Genomic DNA, 26,434 nt, shown 5'->3' with positions numbered 1-26,434 from the left:
GGCACTTCGCGCCCGGCAACGAAAATAGTGCAAGGAAAAACAGATGGCGCATATCGATCCCGCCGGCGGCTGGCTTCCACTGACGCAGCCGCAACTCGATTTCTGGGAGGAATTTTCCTTCCATCCCGACGAACCGGTTTCAACCGTCGCCCATTACATCGATCTTTCCGGTGCGGTGAATGAAAGCGCGCTCCTTCAGGCGATCACACGCACCGTGCGCGAATCCGAAGTCCTGTCTATCCGCTTCCGCGTCGGCGATGATGGCGAGACGCCGCAGCAATGCTGCGACCCAAGCCATGCCCCGGTTGTGGAACTTGTCGATCTCCGCGGCAATACCGCTCCGCTGGAGGAGGCTTTGCGGCGCATGAACGCGGATGTGGAAGCGCGGCTCGATCTCACGGCCGACAGGCTCTCGGCGCAGCTCCTCTACCGTATCGCCGATGATCGTTACCTTTGGTATATCCGCGCCCATCATATCGTCGTTGATGGTTATGGGCTGACGCTGGTGGAGCAGCGCTGCGGCCAGCTTTACGGGCACTATTGCGGCAAGGGTGAAGCGGGTCCGGATTTTCACCCCTTCGGCGATTTCCTGGCGGAAGAGGAAGCCTACAAGCGGAGCCGGCGTTTCGAAAAGGATCGCGATTTCTGGACAGCCTATCTCGCCGCACCCGCCGATCTGCCGGTGCTGGACAAGGATTGCGAGGATTATGGCGGCGGCGGCCTGCATGCGGATGCGGCCTTGCCGCCCGGTTTCAGCACGCGGTTGCAACGACTGGCCGGCGCACTGGAGATTGGCTGGCCCGATCTTCTGGTGCTGCTTTCCGGTCTTTATCTCCACCGGGTGCTGCCCCGTCCGGATCGTGATGTCCTGACACTGTGGCTGCCTTTCATGAGCCGCTGGGGCAGTGTCGGCGCGCATATGCCGGCCATGCTCGTCAACATCCTGCCGTTCCACCTCACCATCGAGCCGGGCGAGGACGTCGCCGCATTTCTGACGCGCAACGCCGCCAATCTGCGGAAGCAGCGCCTTCACGGCCGCTACCGTATTGAACAGATCGCCGCCGACCGGGAAATACCGAAAGGCCGGCGCTTCTTCTTCTCGCCGCTCATCAATGTCCTGCCGTTCAGCGCGCCGGTGTTTGCCGGGCTCACCGTTGCCAGGCACATTCTGGCGAATGGTCCCGGCGACGGGTTCAACCTTACCTTCCGCGGTGAAGATGACGGCAGCGAACTGAACCTGCACATCGATGCGGACTCGGCGCTGACACAAGCGGGAGACTTCGCCCGCTACCGTAAAGAGCTACCATTGTTCCTCGATGCCATGCTGCGCGAGGAGGCCTTGGCGCTTGCGGCGGTGGAGGCGTCCACGGCGTTCCGCCTGGCGGTCTGAGGTGTGACGGCGTGCGGATGCAGGGGCCGCGCCAGGACATTCTCATCAGCGTTCAAAGACAAATAACCCGGCTCCGTCAGGCGAAGCCGGGTTTTCCTTGGCAGGTCCGGCTCAGGCGAGCGTCGTCAGCACGCGGTCCGAAGCGCCGGTTTCCGCAAAACGGCTGAAGATGCCGCTGGTGGTGCTGCGCAGCCGCTCGACATCCTCAGGTCCGTAACGGTCCGAACGGTAGCTCATCAGCACGCGAATGGAGCGATCGCCGCCGATCGTCTCTTCCATTACCTCGAACTGCAGCCCCAGCATGGATTCGTGTTTGTCCGGATCGATCTGGCGGAATTCCACCGCCCTGCCATCCGGCCCCGCAAGGGCGCCGTTCAGCTTGTTCTTGGCGTGGATCTGGATGAAGACCTCGAACAAATGGTCGCGACCCGGCGTCATGCCCAGTGCTTCCTCCACGAGATCGATCGGGATTTCGCTGTGTTCCAGCGAGCCATTGATGGTGTTCTTCACCGAGGAAATCAGTTCGCCGACGGTCATCGTTTCCGTGAAACGAACGCGATGGGCGACGACCGTGGTGAAATAACCGATCGTATCGAAATAGTTGCTGTCGGTGCGGCCCGAAGCCGAGGTGCCGACCACGAGATCGCTCAGCCCGCCGAGATGGCGCAGCGATGCGGCAATCGCGGCATAGACCACGTTGAACAGCGAGGCGCTGTTCTGCCTGGCAATGGCGTAAAGCCCGTCGCTGACATGTTTTTCCAGCTTGAACTCGATCCAGCCGCCTGCCGGTGCTTCGTCCTGCGATGCCTCGTGCGGTGTGCTTTCCTGTCCGTTGAGGGTAAGGCCTTTCGGCGCATCCCGCAACATATCGGTCCAGTAGGCAAGGTGGCTGGAATTGACGCCTGACGCGACCTGTTGTCTTGCAAATTCGTGGAACGGGGCTGGTCTGGTCGCAAAGACCGGGGCCATGCCCGTCGCCCTTGCCCGGTAAGCCTCGGTCAGCTCGTCCATCATCAGGTTCACCGACCATTCGTCCAGCACGATGTGATGGAAGAGGAAGGAGAGCACCTGACGGCCGGTGTGGGGGTCGCGCAGGAAGCGCAGCCGCATCGGCAGTTCGCGCGCTAGATCGAAGCGCCAGCCAGCCTCGGCGTGGCGGTCCACCCCTTCGCTTTCTTCGCTGGTCCAGAACCATTTGTAACCGGGCAGATCATGCATTGGCACGATCCTCTGCAGAACCATATCGTTTTCGAGGTAGAAATGGGTCCGCAGGCCAGGATGGCGCTCGATTATATCGAGGAAGGCGCATTCGAAGGCGGTCTCATCAACCGGATCGAGGAAATCGAGCGCGAAGGGAATGTTGAAGATTTCGCCGAAACCGAAAGCGGCATAGGCTTTCCAGAGCGACATCTGCGCCAGCGAAAGCGGCGCGGACAGCGAGCCGCTCGCCGTCGCGTCCGCCTGCGCAGGCGCAGCGGTTGCGAGCCGCGTCGCCTGTTTTGCGAGCGTGGCGGCGGTCGGGTAGCTGAACAGATCGTTGAAACGCAGCTCGATGCCGTGATTGGCGAGAAGGCGGCCGATGATGCGGGTCGCGATCAGCGAATGGCCACCGAAATCGAAGAAATCGTCATCCGGCCCCATGTCGGGTGAGACGAGCGCATCACGGAACTCGGAGAGGATCGTTTCGACGGTGTCGTCCTTCTGAGCGGACGCACTGGGCGAAAGGGCTGCCTGCTGCGGTGCTGCCGCGGTGTCTTGAGGGACGACCTCGGAAAAATCCGTGCCGCCTTCAAGATGGCTGACGAAGCGCTCCAGGAGGAAGGCCGTCGCATGTGGCGATGTTTCCCTGCCGCCCGTCAATTCAAGGCGGATCTCGCCCGCGGCCGTCGGCCCGACGGCAAGTGTCAGGCCGAGGCCGGATTGCAGGGAGGGCAGGGGCAGGTGCTCGAAGTGAAGACCATGCTCCGATATGGCCTGCACAGGTGTCGCAAGCGCCTGCAGCGTTAAGGTGACCTTTGCGCCTCCATTGTCGGTTCGTTGCTCCAGCCCCGATAGCACGGCATTTTCAGCCTGTTCGGGCGATTGGTCGCGGGTGATCGCTATCCGCGCCACGGACTCGGCTGAAATCGGTGTGGCTGCGCCGAGGCCGGGCCGCAGGCGAAGGGTTACTGTTTCGGGGCCGCCGTTTCTTGCCAGGAAAAGCGCAAAACGCGATCCGGCACGCGCGAGGATCGCGTTTGCAGCCGTGGAGCTGTGGAGGCCGAGCAGGGAAGCCGCAAGGTCGACGCCATGGCTATGGCTCGCAGGCCTGTCAATTGTGTTCTGCCGCAGCGCCACGACGGTCGAGCCGGTGGCTGGACGTTGCAGCCAGCCAAGCGGAAGCGGGTCGACGCTGTCACTTTCGACCGCACGCGGCGAAAGCGGTTTCGGCGTTCCACCGGCATAGGCCGCCGTAATACCGTCCAGCAGGATCTGCGGCGAGAGGACCTCGCCCAGCAGGGCATGGACCAAAAATGCCAGCAGGATTTCCCCTTCGCTCAAAAGCACGACGGCCTGGAAAGGCGGGTCGGTCTCGGCATCAAAGGGCCTCCCCTGAAGGTCGTGCAGCAAAGTCAGTTCCTCCTCTGCCGAGGGGACATGCAGCAGCTGCACGATGGATGCGGATGGAGCCTCAATACTCTTGGCAAGCGTACCGTCCTCGCCAAAAGCAAAGCGCGCACGAAGCTCGGGCCAGACCTCACAAACCGTCTTCAGTGCCGAGGTTAGACGCAGCAGATCGCATTCTTCACCGATCCGATAGGCGAGAAGCTGCCGAAAAACCTGATCGGGATCCTGAAACTGTTCGAACCAGACCCGTTCCTCATATCGGCTCGGCGGGGCCTCCTCTTCGTTGTCGAAGCCTTCTTCGATGCGACGTGCGAGCATACGTGTGTTGTCTGCTGCCATGGTCCTCTCCTTGGTATAGTCGGAAATCGCGCTCCGGCGCGAAACGTGCCGGTTCGCGGGATCAATGTCCCGCGCGTGACCGTTCGATGAGTGCCTGCCACGCGGCAAGCGTTGGCCGCCGGGCCAGATCGTCATAAGCGAGCCGCGCTCCCGCAAGCTGTGAAAGCGGCTGCATCAGGCGCATGAGGGCAAGCGAATGAAGCCCATAGCCGAACAGGTTGTCCCCCGGTTCGATATCGCGCACTTCATCTTCCAGAACCCTTGCGAGAAGGGCTCTGAGTTGCGTCATAATCGCTTCCGCATCCCGCATGGCAGCCGTCGTGATTGCCGGGTTACTCATCGAAATGATCGTGAACGCCGCTCGCGCCGCGCCGCCAGTAGCCGGAAGCACGGGTCCATTTGGGGTTGGCGCCAAATTCCTCGACCAGAAGGGCGCGAACCGCCTTTGCGGTCTTCGATTCGCAGGCGACCCAGCTGAAGAAATCGCCCTTTGGCAGTTCGAGCTGGCGCAGGGCGCTCGTTAATGCGTCGTGGTCGGTTCCGTTGTCCGGCCTCTGCGTTATCCAGACGATCGATGCGTCCGCCCTGGTTACGAGCTCCAGCCGGTCCGCCTCCGTCTCGACTTCAATCAGCGCCACGACGGGTGTGCCGGCAGGCATCTCCTCCAGTCGCCGTGCCAGCGCGGGAAGGCCGGTATCGTCAGCGATCAGCAGGTGCCAGTCATAGGTGAAGGGAACGGTGAAGGAACCGCGTGGGCCGGCGATCCACGCCTTGTCACCAGCTTTCGCGCTCTTCGCCCAGTTGCTGGCCGGGCCATCGTGATGGGTGGCGAAATCGATGGCGAGTTCGCCTTTTTCGGCATCGAAGCTGCGCGGCGTGTAGTCACGCGCCAGCGGCCGCGGCGCGCCTTCCGGGAATTCAATGCCGTTCGGGCCGATCACCGGCAGGGTCGGTTCGGTTTGGCCGGGCTGGGGGAAGAACATTTTGACGTGGTCGTCAAAACCGAGGCTCGTAAAGCCCTCCAGTTCCGGCCCGGTCAGCACGATGCGTACCATGGACCGGCTGAGTTTTTCGGTCCGCGCCACGTCCAGCGCGCGCAGCTTCACGGCGTGGCGGTGGCGTTTGGGAGTGCGGTCCGGAAGGGCGGAATCCATGGTTTCTGGCATGCTCATGCTGCTGTCTTTCCTGGGATGACGCCGACGGGTTCGGCGGTCTCGCTGTCCCGGGTCGGCGTGCCGGATGATCGCGCGTTGGGGTTCTCATCCGGCGCGATATTCCGGCGTCGTTGCGTCAAGATGCGCGGACCATAACAGGCGGTTTCCGCCCCGGCAATATAAGTTTCTTCGAAAACTCAAGTTTATGCCCGGCACGTGATCGTGCCGGGATTTGTCGGGCAGAAAGGTGGTCAGCGGCGGCCTGCCCAGCTTTCCACTTCATCCAATGTATGGAGCGCGCTCGGAATCGAAGGCGTCGTCACCCTGGTGGAATCGAGGAAAACAATTCTTTTCTCGCGTGCCGGTTTTACGAAACGCTCCCAGCCGGGAATGATCTTTTCAAGCGCGGCGCGGGTTCCCGCCTCGCCGCGGGCTGGGCTGGTATAGCTGTTCATCACCACAAGCAGATCGGGATTGAGCTTGCCGAATGCTTCGGCACTCAGCGGCATCATCAGGGTCGAGCCCATTCCGCCCGAAGAGGCGGTACTGTCGATCTTCAACCTGACATAACCGAGATCCTCTATTGCCTGCACCGCGCCGGACATGTTCCCCACGGCGTTGATCTGGTCCGTCAGCAGGATCGCGAGATAAGTCTTGCCGTTGATATCTTCACCCAGCGTCTTTTTGACGGCGGCGAGCTTGGTGTCATAAATCTTCCGACGCTCAGCGAAGACATCGCTTCGCCCAACCAGACCTGCAAGGTCTTCCTCCACGCTGAAGCCATAGGCTTTGCCGGCGCTTGCCTTTTGCAGATAGACCGGTGCGACTGTGGAGAGCTGTTCGGCCTTGCCGCTGTCCATTTCCGTGGCGACGATGAGGTCCGGTTGCAGCGCCCGCAGCTTTTCGAGGTCGATTTGGCCGACAGCGCCGAAACCCTTCGGTTTCGCGTGGCCTTCGCCAAGAACGGTATCAACGAAATCGACGGCGGTTGCGAATTTGCCGTCGCTGTTGCGGCCATAGGCGCCGACCACATCAGCGCCAAGATCCATCAGCGGCACGCCCAGAAGCGGCTCGTGCATGACGACAATGCGCTGCGGCTTTTCCGGAACGGAGAGGGTGCGGCCGACGGCATCGGTCACGCTGCGCTCGGCGGCGAGACTCGTTCCGGCGGCCAGAAGTGCGGCGACGAGGATGGCAATTCGCATGGCATTCCCTTTATTCGATATATTAGTGAGCGGTGGTTCTGCGCAACGCCTGCAGGCGCAGCGTGAGGATGAAGAGCGGCACGCCGATCAGCGTCAGCGCAAGGCCAATCGGCATCGGCACATCCGCCACCAGCCCGCGCGAGAGCGTATCGGCGGCGACCACCAGAATGCCGCCGGTAAGCCCCGACAGGAAAAGCCTGGCGCGGCCGACAGCGGGCGAAACGAAGGTGGCGAGATGCGGGGCGATGACGCCGAGAAATGTCAGCGGGCCGACGGCGGTAACGGAGGAGGCGCTTAGAATTACCGCAAACACAATGACGAGCGGTCGCGAATGCCTGACGGTTTCTCCGAGTGCCATGGCCATCTCGCTGCCAAGATCGAACACGGCAAGCGCCCGGCCAATGAGGAAAATGCCGGCAAGGCTTGCTGCAAAGAGGGGAGCAAAAACGATGATGGTCGGCCAGCTTGCCTGAAACAGCGAACCGGCCATCCAGTCCGCCAGCGAAAGCGAGGTTTCGGCTGGCGTATAGAGCAGAAGCACCGATGAGACAGAGGAAAGCGCCGCCTCAATTGCGATGCCCATCAGCAATATGGCAAGGCCGCTCGAGCGTTCGCGCCCGACAAGCGCGATCAAAAGGAAGGCCACGGCCAGGCCTCCGCCGACAGCCGCAAAAGCCACCAGCGTCTTGGGGGCCGTTGGCACCAGCACCAGAAGCAGCATGATGGTGGTCATCGACCCCTGGCTCAGGCCGAACAGGCCGGGATCGGCGAGCGGATTGCGCGCGACGGATTGCAGCATCGCGCCTGCCAGCGCCACACTCCAGCCAGCCATGAAGCCGAGCAGGATGCGCGGCAGCCGTACCGTCCACAGCGCATAGGCCTGATCATCGCCGAGATGCCCGCCGGCAAACCCGTGCAGGAGATCAATAAGGCCCGTTTCGGTATTGCCGAGGCTGACGGACACGGCGGCGATCGTCAACGCCAGCGCAACCAGCGTCAGGCCGGCCGTCAGATTGCCAATACCGATCTGCAGCCCGCCGGGCAACCTGAGAACGGCTTTCCCGTCCGTGGCAAAATCCCGTTTCACGATAGCCCCCTTGCCGAAGGCGACAGATAGAAACGCTTGACGATGACGATGAAAACGAGGCCGCCAAGCAGGTCCATGAACAGCCCGGTATTGACCACGTAGGGCGCAAACAGGGTTTCCGCGCCAAGATCGGCGAGCACGCAGATGCTCGCGCCGACAAGCGCGGAGGCCGGCAAAGCAAGCGTGAAATTCACGCCGACCAGCGGCCGGATCATATGTGGCACGATAAGGCCGACGAAACCGATCGGGCCGCAGATCGCTACCGCCGAGCCTGACGCCAGCATGGTGGCAAACAGTGCGAGCCGGGAAATACGCGTGACATTCACGCCGGCGGAAGCGGCTTTTTCCGCGCCCAGCAGAACGAGCGTCAGCGGCCGCGCGACCGATAGCAAAATCACCATTGCAATGGCGCCGATCCACCAGAAATCGGTGAGCCGTTCGATATAGACATGGTTGATATTGCCGCCAACCCAGCTCAGGAATTCGGCCCGACGCGTTGGGTTGGAAAGAAGCAGGGCGTTTGTCACGCCGATCAGCAGCATGGAAACCAGCGCTCCGGAAAGGATGAGCGACAGACCGCGCGGATCGTTCACCCGCCCGGCAAGACGCGCGACAACGAAGCAGGCGGCAAAACCGAAGCCGGCGCCCGCAAGCGCGGCAAGGCCCTGTGCCTCAGCAGAGAGATCGAACAGCAGCGCGCCGGCGATCACGAAAAGCGTCGCTCCGGCATTCAGCCCAAGGGTCGAGGGCGAGGCGAGGGGATTGCGGGCAAGCCCCTGCAGCACGCAGCCGCTGACGGCGGTTGTGGCGCCCACATAGATGGCAATCAGCGACCGTGGAATTTGCTGATAGAGGAGCACCGATTGTTCATAGCTATCGGCCTCCCCGCGCCAGAGCGTCGCCATGACTTCGGCAGGCGGCATGTCGCCGGACATGACGAACAGATTGACGGCGAGGATGGCGGCCAGCAACAGCGCCGCGGCAAGGATCAGCGTTGTTTTCGCGATCATGCCGGAATGGCCTGTTCCTGTCGTTCCAGCCGGGGCACGCAGATGAGACGCCCCTGTCTGGAAAATATATCGGCTTCGAGGTCGAAGATTTCAGCGACATTTTCGGGTGTGACCGTGTCTGCTACCGGCCCTGATGCCAGAACCTGCCCGGCCTTCAGCATGATGACGTCGTCGGCGAAAGTGGCGGCGAGATTGAGATCGTGCAGCACGACGATAACGGTCTTGCCGTGCCTGTCGGTCAGCTCGCGCACAAGGCCAAGAACGGCATATTGATATTTCATGTCGAGATGGTTGACCGGCTCGTCCATCAGGATCACGTCCGTATCCTGCGCCAGCACCATGGCGATGAAGGCGCGCTGGCGCTGCCCGCCGGAAAGCGTGTTGACCTGCGCTCTCGCCTTGTCCTCCAGCCCGACCGTCTTCAGCGCCCCGGCGAAAAGCGCCCGGTCACGCTCGCTCGGGCCGCCGGCAAGGCCGTAGCGTGCATAACCGGCAAGCTCGATCAACTCGCCGAGCGTCATATAGTCGGGGCAATGGCATTCCTGCGGCAGATAGGCGATGCGGCGCGCGAGATCCCTGCGTCCGATGTCGCCCAGCGAACGCTCGCCAAGCCTTATCGCGCCCGATGACAAAGGCACGAAACCCATGATGGTTTTCAACAGCGTCGACTTGCCACAGCCATTGGGGCCGACCAGTGCCGTGACGCGACCGCTGTGGAAGCGGCAAGAAAGCCCACGCAGGACGGGAACGTGGCCATAGCTGGCGTGAAGGTCCGTGGCGTCAAGCACCGGATACAACTCCTGTTAGTCATGCGCTCATGCGTCGAGACGCCACATGAGGATTATAAGTCTTTGAATCTTAACATCGAACCTGCGGGAAATGGGCTCCTTCCCGACGGGCGCGACACTCTGGTCTTGAAGCGACACTAAACTATAGTAAAACTCTCCACAAATCGAAATTTGCCGATTCAACGCGCGGTTTTCTTCCCGGATATTTCAGTCGAGGTGCATCATGTCAGTCGCAGCCAAACTTCATGTGGGCATGTCGCTGGCCCCAACCTGGCTCAGCGGTGAAGCATGGCGTCGAGCCGACAGCGATATAAATCGGGTATTTTCCAGCGATTATTTCGTCGATCTGGCACAGCGCGCGGAAGCTGCGCATGTGGATTTCGTGTTCCGGCCGGATACGCTTTTCCTCCGCACCGAGGGGCTGGAAACCGGCGGCGGATTTGCCAGCATGGACCCGACCATGCTTCTTTCGGCCATTGCGCGGGAAACGAGCCATGTCGGCCTGTTGTCCACCGTATCGACCACATTTCTGCCGCCCTATGTGGTGGCCCGCCAGCTTCAGTCGTTGAACTGGCTCAGCAATGGCAGGGCCGGGTGGAACATCGTCACGGCACTGGAGGGGCACGAAAATTTCGGGCTGAGAGAAATGCCGTCACCGCAGGAGCGTTATGGACGCGCCGCCGAATTCACGCAGGTCGTGCAGCAGCTCTGGGCGAGTTTTCCAAATGAAGCCCTTAAACTCGACAGGGAAAGCGGGCGATTTGCCGATTCCTCGCTGGTGCGCCCGGTAGCGCATGAGGGCAGGCATTTCAGTGTGAAAGGGCCGCTCAACCTGCCAGCCCACGCCAGCCGCATTCCGCTGGTGCAGGCCGGTGCGTCTCCCGAGGGGCGCGATTTCGCCTCTTCGGTGGCGGATGCAGTCTTTGCTTCCACGCCGGACATGCAGGCAGCCATCGAACTGAGGGCGGACTTACGGCGGCGCGCCGAAGGACATGGCCGTGAGCCTGACGGGGTGAAGCTGATGCCGGGCCTCAGCCTATATCTGGCGGATAGCGGCAAGGAGGCGCTTGAACTCTTTTCTGAGACCCATGCCCGCGCTAACCGCGCCCGCACCCTGGCGTCGGTTCTCGACATGACGGGCCTCGACCTCACCGACTGGCCGCTCACGCGGGTGGTCACCGCTTCCGACCTGCTGCCGCCGCCCGAAAAACCGCGAAGCCGCACCCATGCCGGACTGCTGCGCAGGCTGATTGAGCGGGAGACGCTAAGTGTCGCGGAATTACTGCGGCGGCCGGAGGTGATGGGATCCGGCCATTGGCAGATCGTCGGCACCGTTGAAGATGCCTTTAAAGGCATCCGTGAATGGGCGGCCGCAGGCGCAATCGACGGTTTTGTCGCGGTGCCCGGCGGCTCGGTGGCATCCATGCGGCTGGTGCTGGAGCGGCTGCTGCCGAAACTCGCCGATGCCGGGCTCTTCCGCACCGCCTATTCCGGTAGCACCTTTGCGGAGCATCTGGCCGAAGGTGTCTAGCCGCCGCCGGATTCGGCGGTTGCCTGCCGGGCGGCCTCGATCAGTCGCGAAAAATGCCGTTCCGCTTCGGCGGTAGCTACGAAAGAGACGGTGGTGACGACACAGCAGAGTTCGCCCTGGGCATCGAAAACCGGCGCCGCCTTGCCCGTCAGGGCGGAGAACAGATGTTCATTGAGTTCGGCGCCGCCCGTCTCGCGGATGGTTTCGAGAATGCCGGCAGCAGGAGGAGAGCCGCGAAAGGCGGGTGGTTGCAGCCTGCGCACGGCAGTCACCCTGTCCGGTGGCAGATAAGCCTGAAAAACCAGACCGCAGGCGCTGTTGTCCAGCGGCAGAACATCGCCAAGAGCGACGGTGCTGATGGAAAAGCTGGCGCTTCGCGCCCACCGCACCACGGTCGGGCCGCGCTCGGTCCAGATCGCCACGCCGCAGCTGGCGCCGATTTGCGCGGCAAGCGCCTTCATCTCACGTCCGGCGGTTTCGACCGGGTTGATTCGTCGGAGGGCGCTGATGCCGATGCCCAGCGCTGCGGGGCCGAGATCGTAACTGCCGCTTGCGGGGTCCTGTATCACCAGTCCCTCCCGCACGAGGCTTTGCATGTAACGATGCGCGGTGGAGCGACCGGTGCCGGCGCGTTTAGCAAGTTCGCCAAGCGCCAGCCTCGTATCGGATCTGGAGAGAAGATTAAGAAACCGCGCCGCAATCGATACGGATTGAATAAGCGCCGAGCGCTTTTCACCTTCGTTTTCCGGCCGTTCTTCGGTTTCGTCATCCATGGCGTTCAAGGTCGTGCCCCACTCTTTCGAGAATGCCTAACGCATTGCGACGAAAATCGGAATGGCTGTCTTCAGCCTTTTCAATGACTTCTCCGGCCGGGCTGCCATGGCGGAAAAGGCGGTCCCTTAAACTTTGTTGTAAATATGGCACATCCCGTTACGGAAGCCTGCTTGTCCGCAATACGGAACGCATTCTCTATTGCGAAACGGATAACGCTTCCGTTACTTGAATATGACTTTAATACTCATGTTTATTTGGGGTGTATGATGGGGTTTAGCTCTAACGGCCGTTTGATGAGCGGGGTCAGTGTTCTGACGTTGGCGACATTGTTCGTGACGCCGGTTGTCGGTCAGGATCAGCAGGCTGATACAGCAGGGACGACCGTGTTGAAGCCGATTGTCGTGACCGGTGAAAAAGTGGCGCGCGACATGAAGAACACAGCCTCGTCCGTGTCAGTCAAAACCGCCGAGGAGATCAAAAAGGAAAAGACCGGCGATCCGACCGTATCCGAAGCGATCAAGGATATTCCGAACGTCGTCTACACCGACAACGTCAGTGCCCCCATCATTCGCGGACAGGACACGCAGGGCCCGAATACCGGCTCCATCGCCTTCTTCACCGGTACGGTGCCGCGCGCGACGATCAATGTGGACGGTCACTATCTCGGGTATAACGAGTTCATCTACGGGGCGACTTCCATATGGGATGTCGACGCCATCGAGGTGTTCCGCGGGCCCCAGACGACCTCGCAGGGCGCCAACGCCATTGCCGGCGCCATCCTTGTCAACACCAAGGACCCGACCTTTACGCCGGAAGCCAGCTATCAGGCGGAAATCGGCAACTATCACCAGAAGCGTGGTTCCTTCGCCTTTTCCGGCCCGCTGATCGAAGACGAGCTGGCGGCGCGCATGGCGATCGATTATTCCGGCCGCGATACCTTCATCGATTACATCAATTCCGCCTTTGCACATGAGGGAACGGACCAAAACTTCAAGGAATTCAACGGTCGCTTCAAGCTTCTTTGGGAACCGTCTGAAATTCCCGGTCTTTCCACAAAGCTGACCTATTCCTACAACGCCTCCAACCGGCCAAGCCAGGAAGCGGCGTCGCGTCCCTTCGAAGATCTCAACCACATCACCACGACGATGCCGAATTTCAGCCAGTATACCAATACGGGCATTCTCGACATCAATTACGATTTCGAGAACGGCGTGAAACTGTTCAACCAGACCCAGTTTTCCGACTCCACCGCCAAACGCCGGGTCGGCATCGCCAACAACGGAGACGCCGATGTCGATCTCAGGAACACGTCGCATGAAACGCGCGTCACCTTCGGCGATCAGGAGGATGTTCTGAGCGGTGTCGCCGGCATTTTTTATGCGCACACGAAAGCCGACGAGGTGCTTTATCTGCGCGGCACCTCTCGCTTCAGCGACACCAAGGACAATCTCGGCCTCTTCAGCGAGCTGAGCTATCGGCTGACCGACCAGTGGACCCTGACGGGTGGCCTGCGCTACCAGCAGGACCAGATTCAGCGCGCCGGTTACCGGACGCTCAGCGCCACCAGCAGAAGTTCGGTCAATTATGACGAAACCTTCTCTGAAATCCTTCCCAAGGCGTCTCTCGCCTATGCCATCAATGATGATTGGACTGTCGGCGGTCTTGTCAGCCGCGGTTACAATCCCGGCGGCGTCGCATTTGACCTGACCACCAGCAAATGGCGGAGCTTCGACAAGGAAACCATCTGGAACTACGAAGTGTTCACCCGCGCCAGCCTGCTCGATGACACACTGACGGTAAACGGCAATCTGTTCTACATGGACATGAAGAACGCCCAGTTTAACGTACCGGTCGTCGTCTCCACCGGCATCAGCGAATCCTACACCGTTAACGCAGAAGAAGCCCATGCCTATGGTCTTGAAATTGGCGCGGATTATCGGGTGCTCGACAATCTCACGCTGAAAGCCAGCGCCGGTCTGCTGAAGACGAAGATCGACGAGATTTCCAGCAATGCCGCCTATGTCGGCAAGGAGTTCGCCAAGTCGCCGGGATACAGCTTCACCGTCGGCGCAAGCTGGGACGTGACGGACAAGTTCACCGTGTCCGGGCAGGTCCGCCATCTCGACGGCTATTATTCCGATACGGACAACAAGGCCGTCTATGCGATCGATCCCTACACGATCGCGGATGTGTGGGCGAGCTACAAGTTCCAGGACGAACTCGAGTTCTACGCTTACGTGAAGAACGTCTTCGACGAGCGCGCGCCGACCCTTATGAAGGAAAACCGCGGCATTGGCGGCATCGAGGCGAGCATGACCGAACCGCGCATGTTCGGCATTGGGGTGCGCGGCACATTCTGAGCCAAAAGCGAACCCGACAAACAAAGAGGCCTTCAAAGCAATCTTCGAAGGCCTCTTTCTTGACGGAACCGCTACGGTCCATAACCCTCAGAAAAACGCCTGAATGCCCGTCTGGGCCCGGCCGAGGATCAGCGCGTGCACGTCATGCGTACCTTCATACGTGTTGACCGTTTCGAGGTTCTGCGCGTGGCGCATGACGTGATATTCGATCTGGATGCCGTTGCCGCCATGCATGTCGCGGGCCTGGCGGGCGATATCCAGCGCCTTGCCGCAATTGTTGCGCTTGACGATGGAAATCATTTCCGGCGCCATCTTGTGCTCGTCCATCAGCTGGCCGACGCGTAGCGATGCCTGAAGGCCGAGCGCGATCTCGGTCTGCATGTCGGCGAGCTTCTTCTGGTAAAGCTGCATGCCGGCAAGCGGCTTGCCGAACTGCTTGCGGTCGAGACCATATTGCAGGGCACGGAACCAGCAATCTTCGGCAGCGCCCATGACGCCCCAGGAAATGCCGTAGCGGGCGCGGTTGAGGCAGCCGAAGGGGCCCTTCAGGCCGGACACGTTGGGCAGCAGTGCGTTTTCGCCGACTTCGACGCCATCCATGACGATCTCGCCTGTTATGGAGGCGCGCAGCGAAAGCTTGCCGCCGATTTTCGGTGCTGAGAGGCCTTTCATGCCCTTTTCGAGCACGAAACCGCGGATCTGGTTGTCGTGGGCTTCGGATTTGGCCCAGACCACGAAGACATCGGCGATCGGTGCGTTGGAAATCCACATTTTCGAACCGCGCAGACGATAACCGCCCTCGATCTTTTCAGCACGGGTCTTCATGCCGCCCGGATCGGAGCCGGCATCCGGCTCGGTGAGGCCGAAACAGCCGATCAGTTCGCCCGCGACGAGGCCGGGCAGGTATTTCTTCTTCTGCTCATCCGAACCGTAAGCGAAGATCGGGTGGATGACGAGCGAGGACTGCACGCTCATCATCGAGCGGTAACCGCTGTCGATCCGCTCCACCTCGCGGGCGACGAGACCATAGGCCACATAGCTCGCATTCGCCGCGCCATATTCTTCCGGCAGGGTAACGCCGAGAAGGCCTTGCCGGCCCATCAGGCGGAACAGTTCCGGCTCGGTGGTTTCAGAAAGATAGGCTTCGGAGATACGCGGCAAAAGCTCCGATTTGCCGAAGGCGGCCGCGGCGTCGCGTATCATCCGCTCGTCGTCAGTCAGTTGGTCTTCGAGCAGGAAAGGATCCTGCCAATTGAATGCTACGCGTTCGCTCACTTTATGCCTCCGGATTTGCTGGCAGGATTATTCGTATTCACCCCGGATGGCACAAGCCATGTTTACTCATTTTTGCATTACATATAGTAATGGCTCATGACATCTCTCAGCCGCAAACTCCTGCCATCCACAAGTGCGCTTGCCGCTTTCGATTCCGTTGCCCGTCTCGGCAGCTTTTCCGCCGCCGCAGATGAGCTGGCGCTGACGCAGGGGGCAATCAGCCGGCAGGTTATGTCACTGGAAGAACAGCTTGGCGTGCGGCTCTTCGACCGCGGCGCACGCGGCGTGGCGCTGACGGCGGAGGGGCAGATCTACGCCAAATCGATCGCGGCGGCGCTCGGCGAGATACGCTCAGCCTCGCTGCAGATCATGACCAAAACGCATGGCAATACGCTCAACCTCGCCATGCTGCCCACCTTCGGCACCCGCTGGCTTCTGCCGCGTATACCGGATTTCGTGGCGAACCACCCGGAGATCACCATCAATTTTGCGACCCGCATCGGCCAGTTCGATTTCGAGCGTGAGCAGCTAGATATGGCAATCCATATCGGCCAGGCCGATTGGCCGGGCGCGGAAAGTACCTTTCTGATGCATGAAATGGTGGCGCCGGTGTGCAGCCCGCAGTTCCTCAGCGCCCATCCGGTGGAAAAGGGAGAAGACATCGCTGCCCTGCCATTGCTGCACATGGCCTCGCGGCCGGGCGCATGGGGCCACTGGTTCGAAAGCCTCGGCCTGTCACTCGTCTTGCCGCAGGGCATGCGCTTCGAACAGTTTTCCAGCGTTGCGCAGGCCTGCATCGCCGGCCTCGGCGTCGCGCTGATGCCGCTCTTCCTCATCGATAACGAGTTGAAATCGAAGCAGCTGGTCAAAGCCTTCGATCATCAGGCCAGAAGCCCGAGCTCGTATTACGCGGTGGCCCCGCTTTCACGCGCCAACCACGTCCCGGTCGTCCTGTTTCGAGATTGGCTGGTGCGTCAGGTGGAGGCTTATCGCGCAGCCAGTACCCAGAGCGCGTAAAAATAATCGCTCTTTTTTCGGGCATTTAACCTTTGTGCCCAGCTTTTCGCCCTATTTTGCCAGCGCAGGACTCGACAGCGGTTCGCGCCTCGATTATCGTGATTAAACGTTTAATCAGCCCTTCCGGACCATTATGGCGTCGTCACGACCTGCCACCAATCTGAGCGCGATAGCAGCGGCACTCGGCGTGTCGGTGGCAACCGTGTCCAATGCGCTGTCCGGCAAGGGCCGCGTTTCGCCCGAACTGGTGGAACGTATCCGCAAGACGGCGAGCGAGCTGGGCTATGTGCCGAGTTCGGCGGGCAGGGCGCTTCGCACCGGCAGGTCGGGCGTTCTCGGGCTCGTCCTGCCCGATATTGCCAATCCTCTCTTTCCACAAATTGCGCAGGCCATCGAGAAGGCGGCTGTCAACGCGGGTTATGGCGTGCTGATCGCCGATGCGCGCGGTGAGATCGCCATGCAGACGGATGCGATCGACCGGCTGATCGAGCGCGGGGTGGACGGCATGGTGGTCGTTCCCCGACGTGGCACACGCATTTCCGGCGTTGATTGCCCGGTGGCCGTCATCGACAGCCCGTCGACACCGGGAAATACCGTTGCTGCCGACCATTGGGATGGCGGCCGGCAGGTGGGTGAATATCTTGCGAGCCTCGGCCATCGCAAGGTGGTGCTGGTCGGCAAGAACAGGGATTCCAATGTTCAGAATGACCGTCTCGGCGGCATTCGCGATGGTCTCGGCAAAACATGCCTGGCCCAGACGCTCTGGATCGATGGCATTGAAAAGGCCGGTGGCGCGGGCTGCCGGCTGGGCCTTGCGGAGAAAGTTGCCGAAGGTTTCACGGCCTTTGCCGCCGTATCCGATCTGCACGCGCTGCGCGTGCTGACCGAATTGCAGCGCGCGGGAATCGAGGTGCCGGAAGAGGCGAGTGTCACCGGCTTCGACGATCTTATCTTTTCTGCCGTGGTCACCCCGCCCTTGACGACCATGCGCATGGATATGGGCCGCATCGCCGATCTCGCCGTTGGCGCGCTTTTGCGCGCGATCGATGGCGCCGGAGAAAACGGGGGCGCGGTCGACGTCACGGCGGATGTTTCGAAAGTACCGATGGCGCTGATCATGCGCGGCTCCACCGGCAAGACAAAGCATGATGCGATTGAAGCCAAGAACACGACAGCAGGAGAACTCACACCATGAAAAAGATCATTCTCGCATCGGGCGCCGCCCTGATGCTGACGATGGGAGCCGCTGAGGCCCAGGACAAGACGTTGACGATCTCGGTCTACGCCTTCGCGCAGGATGAATTCAAGGAACTGGTCTATACGCCCTTCGAGCAGAAATGCGGCTGCAAGCTCGTCGTCGAGACCGGCAACAGCGTCGAGCGTCTGGCCAAGATGGAGGCCAACAAGGCCAGCCCGGTCGTCGATCTCGCCATCGTCTCCATGGCCGATGCGCTGTCGGCCACCCGCAAGGACCTGATCCAGAAGATCGATGCTTCCAGGGTTCCAAATATTGAAAAGCTCTATGACATCGCCAAGGACCCGAATGGCGATGGCATGAGCGTCGGCGTCAATTTCTACGCCACGTCGATTGTCTACCGCACCGACAAGATGAAGATCGACAGCTGGGCCGATCTTTTGAAGGACGGTATCGTCGACCACGTCGCCTTCCCGAATGTCACCACCAACCAGGGCCCGCCGGCGCTTTACATGCTGGGCAAGGCCATCGGCAAGGACACGCCCGATCTTGCCGGCGCCATCGAGGCCGTGGGCGAAAAGAAGGACGATATCGTCACCTTCTACGTCAAGTCCTCGCAGCTGGTGCAGCTCATGCAGCAGGAGGAAATCTGGGCAGCGCCGATCGGCCGCTTCTCCTGGGCGCCTTTCACCAAGCTCGACCTGCCGCTCGCCTGGGCAACGCCCAAGGAAGGCCAGACCGGCGGCATGAACGTGCTCGTCGTACCGAAGGGCACGAAGAACGAGGACCTTGCGCTGCAATTCATGGATTTCTGGCTCTCGACCGACGTCCAGAAGGCGCTGGCGGAAAAGCTGGTGGACAGCCCGACCAACAGGGAAGTCAAGGTTTCCGACGAGGTGGCGAACAACATCACCTATGGCGATGAAACCGCCCGCAGCCTGCAGCTCATTCCTTCCGACGTAACGCTCGATAACCGCGACAAGTGGCTGTCGGAGTGGAACGCCAAGGTGGGGCAGTAACAAGCTCGAAGGGGCGGGAATGGGTTACGTGCTGGCGCACGTCACCCCCCTCTGTCCTGCCGGACATCTCCCCCACAAGGGGAGAGATCGATATGCCGGTACCCACTGACGCCAAATGAACAAGTCCTCCGCCAAACGTTGCCGGCGGAATTTCAAGACCGGAGAATGCCATATGTTTCAGAACCGGGCCGAAGCGCTGGCGCTTGCCTTGCCCGCCGCAATTTTCGCGGCGGCGGTCTTTCTCGTGCCGGTCTTCATGCTTTTGTCGGAAGGCTTTCGCACCGCTGACGGCTGGACATTGTCGGCCTATGGCGCTTTCTTTTCCGATCCGCTGAACCAGACGGTTTTCCTGCGCACGCTGAAGCTCGGCGCGCTCGTCACCGTCGTTTCGGCGGTGGTGGGCTACGCGGCGGCTTTCGCCATCGTCAACCTGTCGCCGGCCAGGAAGGGCCATGTGGTCAACCTCGTCGTGCTGCCGCTGATGATTTCGCCGGTCGCCCGCACCTATGCCTGGATCGTCATTCTCGGCAGAACCGGCATCGTCAACCAGGCGCTGCAGGCGGTGGGCCTCAGCGACGGGCCAATCCGCATCCTGTTTTCCGAAACGGCCGTCTTCATCGGCCTTCTGCAACTGTTCCTGCCATTGATGATAATCTCCCTCATCAGCGCGCTGGAGAACATGCCGAAGGATACGATCGCTGCTGCCCGCGTTCTCGGCGCCAACTGGTTTCAGGTGTTCTGGAAGGTCATCCTGCCGCTCACCCGGGAAGGGCTCGTCGTCGGTGGCACGCTGGTCTTCACCGGTTCGCTGACCGCCTATATCACGCCCGCCATTCTCGGCGGGTCCAAGGTGCTGATGCTGGAAACCCTGCTTTACCAGCAGGTCACGGTTTCCAATAATTTCGTCGCCGCCAGCGTCATCGCCTTCATCCTGATTGTCATGAGCTTTGCCGCCAATATCCTCTTGAAGCGCATCGCCACTGCGAGGAACAAGAAATGACCCGGCAGCTCTTCATTCCGCTCACGCTTCTGCTTGTCGTCGGCTTCCTCATCGGGCCGTTCCTCATCATCGTCGCGGCCTCGTTTTCGGCCGGCGATACGCTCGCCTTTCCGCCGCAGGGCTTTTCGCTGAAGTGGATCGCGAAGGTCTTTACGGTCGAAAGCTTCCGCGAGAGCTTTGCGATGTCGATGTTCCTTGCCATCGGCGGCACGTTCACGGCGCTGATCCTCGGCATTCCCGCTTCCTACGCCATGTCGCGCTACAAACTGCCCTTTAGCGAGACGGTGCGCACCATCGTGTCCGCGCCGATCATCGTGCCGGGCATTATCGTGGGTCTTGCGCTGCTGCGTTATTTCGTCGTGCCCTTCGGCATCGGCATCACGCTTGCGTTGTTTCTCGCCCACACCGCGCTCATCCTGCCCTATGCGGTGCGCGTGGTTTCAGCCAGCCTCAACAATCTGCGCTCCGATATTGAGGAGGCGGCGGTGCTGCTCGGCTCGTCGCGGCTTGGCGCATTTTTCCGTGTTGTGCTGCCGAATATCCGCGGCGGCATCCTGTCGGCCTTCATTCTCGGTTTCGTGACGAGTTTCAACCAGGTGCCTGTGTCGCTGTTCCTGTCCGGTCCCGGCGTGCGCACGCTGCCTATCGACATGCTGGGCTACATGGAAATCGTCTTTGATCCTTCCGTGGCCGCCCTTTCCTCGCTGCTCGCCTTCCTTTCCATCGGCATCGTTTTCATGGCCGAACGTTTCCTGGGGTTCTCCCGTTATGTCTGACGCAAATTATCTTTCGCTGCAAAAAATCTCGCTCGCCTATGGCGGCAATGTCGCCGTCAAGGATCTCGATCTCGATATCCGCAAGGGCGAATTGCTCGCGCTTCTCGGGCCCTCCGGCTGCGGCAAGACCACGACGATGCGCGCCCTCGCCGGGCTGATGCCGGTGGCTGCCGGGCGGATCAATCTCGATGGCGCCGATATTACCCGGGTGGCGGCCAACAAACGCGCCGTCGGGCTGGTGTTCCAGTCCTATGCGCTCTTCCCGCATCTGACGGTCTATGAAAACGTCGCCTTCGGCCTGAAACTCAAGGGAATGAGCGGCAAGGCGCTGGAGGACAAGGTCGCCTCCGGCCTGAAGTCGGTCGGCCTGTCCAATTTCGCCTCACGCAAGCCGGCGGAACTATCGGGCGGCCAGCAGCAACGCGTGGCATTGGCACGCTCCATGGTCATGGAACCGAAAGTGCTGCTTCTCGACGAGCCGCTCTCCAATCTCGACGCCCGCCTGCGTCTTGAAATGCGGACCGAACTGCAGCGCGTGCAGAAGGAAACCGGTGTCACGATGATCTTCGTCACCCATGACCAGATCGAGGCGCTCGCGCTTGCCGACCGCATTGTCGTCATGAAGGGCGGCAAGATTGAGCAGATCGGCACGCCGGAAGAGATTTACAACGCGCCGGTTTCCGCCTTCGTGGCCGACTTCGTCGGCTTCGAAAACATCTTCGCCCTTCAAGGCGGGGCTTTGAAAACCGCCAACGGCACAACACCGCTTCCCGGACCAGTCCTTTCAGCATCCGGACTGGCCTGGCGGCCGCGCATGGTCACCCTCGGTTCAGGTCCTTTCCAGGGAACCGTGCGCGGCACATCCTTCGCCGGCAACAGCCGCGAATATCTGCTCGACACACCGCTCGGGCCCATCAAGGCTGAAACCGACGCGGCCCTGACCTCCCACGCAATAGGCGATACGCTTGCCTTCGACCTGCCGGTCGAAAAGGCGGCGAGCCTCAAGGTATTCAACTGATCATGGGTGTTTGGATCGATACCGATATGGGCTTTGACGATATCGCCGCCATCTTGGTGGTGCAATCGTCGGGTCTCGCCATAGACGGCATCTCGCTGGTCTTCGGCAATGCGACGCTTCAGGCCGTCTGCGGCAATGCCGCGGGTGCGGTTGCCGCTTTTGGCTGGTCGATGCCGATCCATCAGGGCCGCGCCATGCCGGTGTTGGGTGCACTTGAAACGGCGCAGTGCATTCTGGGCGAAAACGGCATCCCGACCGTCGGCCAAAGCCTGCCGGATGCCGCGGCCTTGCCGAAAAGCGATGCCTTCGCCGCTCTCTGCGCCTGGCTGGAGGGGGAGGGCGAGAGGCGCATTCTCGCGCTTGGTCCGCTCACCAATATTGCCGCCCTGTGCCTCGCCCGGCCTGATCTTGCCGCGAGAATTTCCGACCTCACCTGGATGGGTGGCGGCGTGACGAGCGGCAATCACACGGCCTCGGCCGAGTTCAACGCCTTTGCCGATCCGGAAGCGCTGGCCATCGTGCTCTCCCATGGCCTGCCGTTGCGTATGGTCGATCTGGACGCCTGCCGCAAGGTTACCGCTTCGCCCGCCGACGTGCTGCCGATCCGCAATGCGGGCGGCAGGAATGCCGGGCTGATCGCCGATCTGCTTGATGGTTTCATCGGCATCGCCACCCGTCGCGGCAGACCAGGCATGGCACTTTACGATCCCGTCGCTGCCGTTGCCTTCGCCTCTGGCCTAATCGGCTGGCGTCACGCACGGATAGATGTCGAGCTTCAGGCGACGCTGACGCGGGGCAGAACGGTGGTCGAGCCGCGTGCGGAGAAAGCGCAAACATTCAACGCGCATTTTGCTGACACGCTGGATGCCGACGGTGCGAGGACGGTTATTCTTGAGGCGCTGCGCCGGGAGGCCGCCCGATGAACGCGAACCTCACCACACGCGAACCTGCCGATCTCGGCGATGATGCGCTCCGCGCCCGCGCCGTCGCCGCCGCGCGCGGCGATGCGCCTTTCGACATCCTCATCACCGGTGCAACATTGGTGGATGTGGTAACCGGTGAGCTGCGCCCTGCCGATATCGGAATTGTCGGTGCGCTGATCGCCAGCGTGCACGAACGGGCGAGCCGGAGCGACGCCGCGCAGGTCATCGATGCGGCCGGCGGGTATGTCTCGCCGGGTCTGATCGACACGCATATGCATATCGAGAGCTCGATGGTCACACCGGCCGCCTATGCGGCAGCGGTTGTCGCCCGCGGCGTTACCACCATCGTGTGGGATCCGCATGAGTTCGGCAATGTGCATGGCGTCGAAGGGGTGCGCTGGGCGGCAATGGCCATCGAAAACCTGCCGCTGCGTGCCGTTCTCCTGGCGCCCTCATGCGTGCCTTCCGCGCCTGGGCTGGAACGCGGCGGAGCTGATTTCGAAGCCGCCATTCTCGCCGATATCCTGTCATGGCCCCAGGTCGGCGGTGTCGCGGAAATCATGAACATGCGCGGCGTCATCGAACGCGATCCGCGCATGAGCGGCATCGTGCAGGCCGGGCTTGCCTCGGAGAAACTGGTCTGCGGCCATGCGCGCGGCCTCAAGGACGCCGATCTCAACGCCTTCATGGCGGCGGGCGTCTCGTCCGATCACGAGCTGGTCTCGGGCGAAGACCTCATGGCGAAACTGCGGGCCGGCATGACCATCGAGCTGCGCGGCTCGCATGACCACCTGCTGCCGGAATTCGTGGAAGCGCTGAACGCGCTGGGCCACCTGCCGCAGACCGTGACGCTGTGTACGGACGATGTCTTCCCGGACGACCTGTTAAATGGCGGCGGGCTGGATGATGTGGTGCGCCGCCTTGTCCGTTATGGCCTGAAAGCCGAATGGGCACTGCGCGCCGCAACGCTCAATGCCGCCCAAAGGCTTGGGCGTCCTGACCTCGGGCTCATTGCCGCCGGCCGTCGCGCCGATATCGTTATCTTCGAGGACCTGAGCGGTTTTGCCGCCCGTTACGTCCTTGCCGGGGGCAGGACGGTTGCGGAAGGCGGACATATGCTTGTGGACGTGCCCGCCTGTGATATGACGGCGCTCGAAGGCTCGATGAAGCTGCCGCTGCGCGTGGCCGAAGATTTTCGGGTTGCTGCCGAAGGCGCGAGGGTGCGCCTCGCCACCATCGACCGCCCGCGCTTCACGCAATGGGGCGAGGTGGAGGCCGAGGTGAGAGATGGTTTCGTCGTTCCGCCCGAAGGTGCGACGATGATCTCCGTCACCCACCGCCACGGCAAGTCCGAACCGGTCACCCGGACTGGCTTCCTCACCGGCTGGGGAGACTGGAACGGCGCCTTCGCCACAACGGTCTCGCATGACAGCCATAACCTCACCGTTTTCGGCGGCAATGAAGAAGACATGGCGCTCGCCGCCAATGCGGTGATAGCGGCAGGCGGTGGTATGGCCGTCGCCTCCGAAGGTAAGGTAACTGCACTTCTGCCGCTGCCGCTCTCCGGCCTCGTTTCCGATGCGGCACTTGAAGAAGTTGCAAAGGCTTTCGAGGAACTGCGCGAAGCCGTTGGCAGGGTGGTGGAATGGCAGCCGCCCTATCTCGTCTTCAAGGCCTGCTTCGGGGCCACGCTCGCCTGCAATATCGGCCCGCACCAGACGGATATGGGCATCGCCGACGTGCTGACGGGACAGGTGATGGAGAGCCCGGTGATGGCGGTTTTAGGGTACTAACGCCACGGGCTGCCGCGACGGCACCGTCGCAGCAGCCCGTGCGTCTCAGTTCACATTGTGAAGTTGCGCTTCGCCGTTATGCAGAAAGCAGGCTTTGGTGAACAGGCCCAGATCAAGCAGGTTGGGAAGGCGGATATCGCGCATATCGGGAACTCGTTTGATTTGCGGATCAAATGAGCGGTCAATCTGCGAGATGAAAGCGAAAATAACGCCAGTCTTTTTTGCGAATTCTGCAAGGACGGTGACTTGTTGCGACAGGTCCGGCTTATGGCGCTGCTGGTCGAGTAACTGCAGATAATCGATTACGGCGAAGGTGCCGGATTTGGCTGGCGAGAGGTAACGGATCATGTAGTCCGCGCATATCTCGTCCGATGTCACGATCTCGATTTCTCTCTGAGCGCCTGCGTGTTGCCCGGTGCGTTTTCCTACCTGTTGCTCGGTCATTTCGAGCGTGAATAAAATGGACTGCCGTCCGTCTCCGGCTGCCGCCCGCAGAAGCTCAAAAGCAAGCGCTGTCTTGCCCTGGCCCGGCCGGCCGGCGAGCAGGAGCATGTCGCCATTCACGATGCGCGAGAACAGGTCTTTGGACAAAGAGCCAGCCGCAACGTGAGCGGAAAGCAGGCTCCAGGCTGCAAATCCTTCCTCGCACGCGATCTGGTCCAGCGCTTCGTGAAGGGGGATGGCATTATTCCGGACCATAAGTTTGGCCCGTCGCTTCAATTGGAAAATCGGAGTGGAAAGCTTCATCACAAAACCTCTATTGCGGGTTCAAAACGCAATCCCTCCTTATGCGAATGCCCGAACAGATGGTTCGATGATAAGATTACCCAGCATGTCGAATGCTTCCCCGAAAGGAGGGGGGAGGCGTGGGTCCAGCCTATGTCTGAAAGCTACCGCGCCCGATGATTCGCCACAAGTGTCTGAGATGTTGCCGGTCGAAAAACAGCAGGGAACAAGATGGATTTACTCCGCCGCCAGTTCCTGCTCCACCAGCGTCGCCCAGAAAGCTACGCCCGGCACGATGGCCGCATCGTTGAAGTCGTAGGAGGTGTTGTGGTGCAGTGCGCCGTCCACCGCCGGGCCGTTGCCAAGCCAGACATAGCAGCCTGGGGCTTCGCCCGCGAAAAAGGCGAAATCGTCGCCGGCGGTCGAGGGCGGAAAGGCGGTGCGCGCTTTGTTGCCGAAGACGGTTTTGGCTGCCCGGAGCGCCCGTTTCGTCGCGTCCGTTTCGTTGATGACGGGCGGGATGCGGCGGATGAATTCGTAATTTGCCTCGATGCCGAACATTGCCGCCGTGCCCTTGGCCAGCCTGCCGATTTCCGCCTCCAGCTGGTCTCGCACTTGAGGTGCATAGGCGCGCGCGGTCCCGCCGATTTCGACGAGATCTGGGATCACATTGAGTGCCTTGGGGTCGCCTGCCTGCACCGAACAGGCACTGACCACGGCCGGCTGCAATGGGTCGACCACGCGGCCGACGATAGTTTGCAGCGAGGCGAGGAAGGTGCCGGCCGCCGTTACCGGATCGCGACCAAGATGCGGCTTCGCGCCGTGGGTGCCGACGCCCTTGAAGGTGACGCGCCAGCTGTCCGACGAGGCAAGCTGCGGTCCTTCCACCACCGCCATTTCGTCGATGCCCAGCCCCGGCATATTGTGCAGGCCATAGACCGCATCGCAGGGGAACAGCTCGAAAAGCCCGTCCTCGACCATTTTTTTTGCGCCGCCACGGCCTTCTTCGGCCGGCTGGAAGATGAAATGCACGGTGCCGGAAAAATCGCGGGTCTTTGCGAGGTAACGCGCCGCACCCAGCAGCATGGCAGTGTGGCCGTCATGGCCGCAGGCATGCATCTTGCCGGGGAATTTCGATTTGTAGGGGCGGTCTGGAACCTCAGGCATGGCAAGGGCATCCATGTCCGCGCGAAGACCAATGCTGCGCGTGCCGTTGCCCACCTGCAGCGTGCCGACGACGCCGGTGCCGCCGAGACCGCGGTGCACCTTCAGCCCGGCGCGCTCAAGCAGATCGGCGACGATGGCGCTCGTTCTTTCCTCTTCGAAACCCAGTTCCGGATGCGCGTGCAGATCATGACGGAGTTCCGTCAGGAATGGCAGGTCCTCGCCGATCCGGTCCAGCAGTCTCATGGGAAGCTTGTCCTTGAATGTGGGAAAAACCCGCGTC

The 26,434-nt window shown here is 61.3% G+C and carries 22 protein-coding genes; 11 read left to right on the top strand and 11 right to left on the bottom strand.

Features of this window, described 5'->3' with window-relative positions:
• Positions 1–43 precede the first annotated feature (43 nt).
• Positions 44–1,390, top strand: coding sequence for a condensation domain-containing protein (locus tag K7A42_RS14445; protein ID WP_282455438.1), 1,347 nt, complete (start codon positions 44–46; stop codon positions 1,388–1,390).
• A gap of 111 nt (positions 1,391–1,501) precedes the next feature.
• On the opposite strand, the gene K7A42_RS14440 is transcribed toward K7A42_RS14445, so the two are convergent.
• The 7 genes from K7A42_RS14440 to K7A42_RS14410 form a co-directional block, all read right to left on the bottom strand.
• Positions 1,502–4,336, bottom strand: coding sequence for a condensation domain-containing protein (locus K7A42_RS14440; protein WP_282455437.1), 2,835 nt, complete (start codon positions 4,334–4,336; stop codon positions 1,502–1,504).
• A gap of 61 nt (positions 4,337–4,397) precedes the next feature.
• A complete protein-coding gene (locus tag K7A42_RS14435; RefSeq protein WP_034496885.1) occupies positions 4,398–4,676 on the bottom strand; it encodes a phosphopantetheine-binding protein in 279 nt (92 codons plus the stop codon).
• Complete coding sequence (locus tag K7A42_RS14430; protein ID WP_282455436.1) at positions 4,669–5,508, bottom strand: siderophore-interacting protein; 840 nt, start codon at positions 5,506–5,508, stop codon at positions 4,669–4,671. The genes K7A42_RS14435 and K7A42_RS14430 overlap by 8 nt, the downstream gene beginning before the upstream one ends.
• A gap of 233 nt (positions 5,509–5,741) precedes the next feature.
• Complete coding sequence (locus tag K7A42_RS14425; RefSeq protein ID WP_022562798.1) at positions 5,742–6,695, bottom strand: ABC transporter substrate-binding protein; 954 nt, start codon at positions 6,693–6,695, stop codon at positions 5,742–5,744.
• 22 nt (positions 6,696–6,717) lie between these two features.
• Positions 6,718–7,782 (bottom strand): FecCD family ABC transporter permease, encoded by a 1,065-nt coding sequence (locus K7A42_RS14420; RefSeq protein WP_034496879.1) that lies wholly within the window; start codon positions 7,780–7,782, stop codon positions 6,718–6,720.
• Positions 7,779–8,792: a FecCD family ABC transporter permease gene (locus tag K7A42_RS14415; RefSeq protein ID WP_125271304.1), complete on the bottom strand. Its 1,014-nt coding sequence runs from the start codon at positions 8,790–8,792 to the stop codon at positions 7,779–7,781. The genes K7A42_RS14420 and K7A42_RS14415 overlap by 4 nt, the downstream gene beginning before the upstream one ends.
• Positions 8,789–9,589 (bottom strand): ABC transporter ATP-binding protein, encoded by an 801-nt coding sequence (locus K7A42_RS14410; RefSeq protein WP_034496875.1) that lies wholly within the window; start codon positions 9,587–9,589, stop codon positions 8,789–8,791. Before K7A42_RS14410 ends, K7A42_RS14415 begins: the two co-directional genes overlap by 4 nt.
• A 214-nt stretch (positions 9,590–9,803) precedes the next feature.
• Between K7A42_RS14410 and K7A42_RS14405 the strand changes: the two genes are divergently transcribed.
• Positions 9,804–11,111, top strand: a complete 1,308-nt coding sequence (locus K7A42_RS14405; protein WP_282455435.1) for an NtaA/DmoA family FMN-dependent monooxygenase — start codon at positions 9,804–9,806, stop codon at positions 11,109–11,111.
• Here the strand turns inward: K7A42_RS14405 and K7A42_RS14400 are convergent.
• Entirely contained in the window at positions 11,108–11,884 is a 777-nt protein-coding gene (locus tag K7A42_RS14400; protein ID WP_282455501.1) for an IclR family transcriptional regulator, read from the bottom strand. The two genes, K7A42_RS14405 and K7A42_RS14400, sit on opposite strands and share 4 nt — an antisense overlap.
• 294 nt (positions 11,885–12,178) lie before the next feature.
• On the opposite strand from K7A42_RS14400, the gene K7A42_RS14395 reads away from it, so the two are divergent.
• Positions 12,179–14,245 carry a TonB-dependent receptor gene (locus K7A42_RS14395; protein ID WP_282455434.1) on the top strand — a complete coding sequence of 689 codons (2,067 nt, stop codon included), beginning with the start codon at positions 12,179–12,181 and terminating at the stop codon, positions 14,243–14,245.
• Between the two features lie 87 nt (positions 14,246–14,332).
• On the opposite strand, the gene K7A42_RS14390 is transcribed toward K7A42_RS14395, so the two are convergent.
• The gene (locus K7A42_RS14390) at positions 14,333–15,520 is read right to left on the bottom strand and encodes an acyl-CoA dehydrogenase (protein WP_282455433.1); all 1,188 of its coding nucleotides are present in this window, start codon (positions 15,518–15,520) and stop codon (positions 14,333–14,335) included.
• A gap of 96 nt (positions 15,521–15,616) precedes the next feature.
• On the opposite strand from K7A42_RS14390, the gene K7A42_RS14385 reads away from it, so the two are divergent.
• From K7A42_RS14385 to K7A42_RS14350, 8 genes are all read left to right on the top strand, one after another.
• Positions 15,617–16,537 carry a LysR family transcriptional regulator gene (locus tag K7A42_RS14385; RefSeq protein ID WP_004445308.1) on the top strand — a complete coding sequence of 307 codons (921 nt, stop codon included), beginning with the start codon at positions 15,617–15,619 and terminating at the stop codon, positions 16,535–16,537.
• Positions 16,538–16,670: 133 nt separating this feature from the next.
• On the top strand, positions 16,671–17,732 hold the full coding sequence (locus K7A42_RS14380; RefSeq protein ID WP_004445307.1) for a LacI family DNA-binding transcriptional regulator: 1,062 nt from the start codon (positions 16,671–16,673) through the stop codon (positions 17,730–17,732).
• Entirely contained in the window at positions 17,729–18,751 is a 1,023-nt protein-coding gene (locus K7A42_RS14375) for an ABC transporter substrate-binding protein (protein ID WP_022562787.1), read from the top strand. Before K7A42_RS14380 ends, K7A42_RS14375 begins: the two co-directional genes overlap by 4 nt.
• Before the next feature lie 172 nt (positions 18,752–18,923).
• On the top strand, positions 18,924–19,751 hold the full coding sequence (locus K7A42_RS14370; protein ID WP_004445303.1) for an ABC transporter permease: 828 nt from the start codon (positions 18,924–18,926) through the stop codon (positions 19,749–19,751).
• Positions 19,748–20,527: an ABC transporter permease gene (locus K7A42_RS14365; RefSeq protein WP_004445302.1), complete on the top strand. Its 780-nt coding sequence runs from the start codon at positions 19,748–19,750 to the stop codon at positions 20,525–20,527. Before K7A42_RS14370 ends, K7A42_RS14365 begins: the two co-directional genes overlap by 4 nt.
• Positions 20,520–21,545 (top strand): ABC transporter ATP-binding protein, encoded by a 1,026-nt coding sequence (locus K7A42_RS14360; RefSeq protein WP_282455432.1) that lies wholly within the window; start codon positions 20,520–20,522, stop codon positions 21,543–21,545. The genes K7A42_RS14365 and K7A42_RS14360 overlap by 8 nt, the downstream gene beginning before the upstream one ends.
• 2 nt (positions 21,546–21,547) lie before the next feature.
• Entirely contained in the window at positions 21,548–22,468 is a 921-nt protein-coding gene (locus K7A42_RS14355) for a nucleoside hydrolase (protein WP_282455431.1), read from the top strand.
• Positions 22,465–24,261, top strand: coding sequence for an adenine deaminase (locus K7A42_RS14350; protein WP_282455430.1), 1,797 nt, complete (start codon positions 22,465–22,467; stop codon positions 24,259–24,261). Before K7A42_RS14355 ends, K7A42_RS14350 begins: the two co-directional genes overlap by 4 nt.
• A gap of 45 nt (positions 24,262–24,306) precedes the next feature.
• Here the strand turns inward: K7A42_RS14350 and K7A42_RS14345 are convergent, their stop codons facing one another.
• Positions 24,307–25,008 (bottom strand): DNA helicase, encoded by a 702-nt coding sequence (locus K7A42_RS14345; protein WP_112766256.1) that lies wholly within the window; start codon positions 25,006–25,008, stop codon positions 24,307–24,309.
• A gap of 216 nt (positions 25,009–25,224) precedes the next feature.
• Positions 25,225–26,397: a M20 aminoacylase family protein gene (locus K7A42_RS14340; RefSeq protein WP_006698343.1), complete on the bottom strand. Its 1,173-nt coding sequence runs from the start codon at positions 26,395–26,397 to the stop codon at positions 25,225–25,227.
• Positions 26,398–26,434: the final 37 nt, after the last annotated feature.

It is taken from the genome of Agrobacterium sp. InxBP2, from assembly GCF_026191755.1.
Taxonomy (GTDB): Bacteria; Pseudomonadota; Alphaproteobacteria; order Rhizobiales; family Rhizobiaceae; genus Agrobacterium; species Agrobacterium pusense.
Note: the sequence above shows the minus strand (reverse complement) of the source record. Positions and strands in the feature narration are given on the sequence as shown.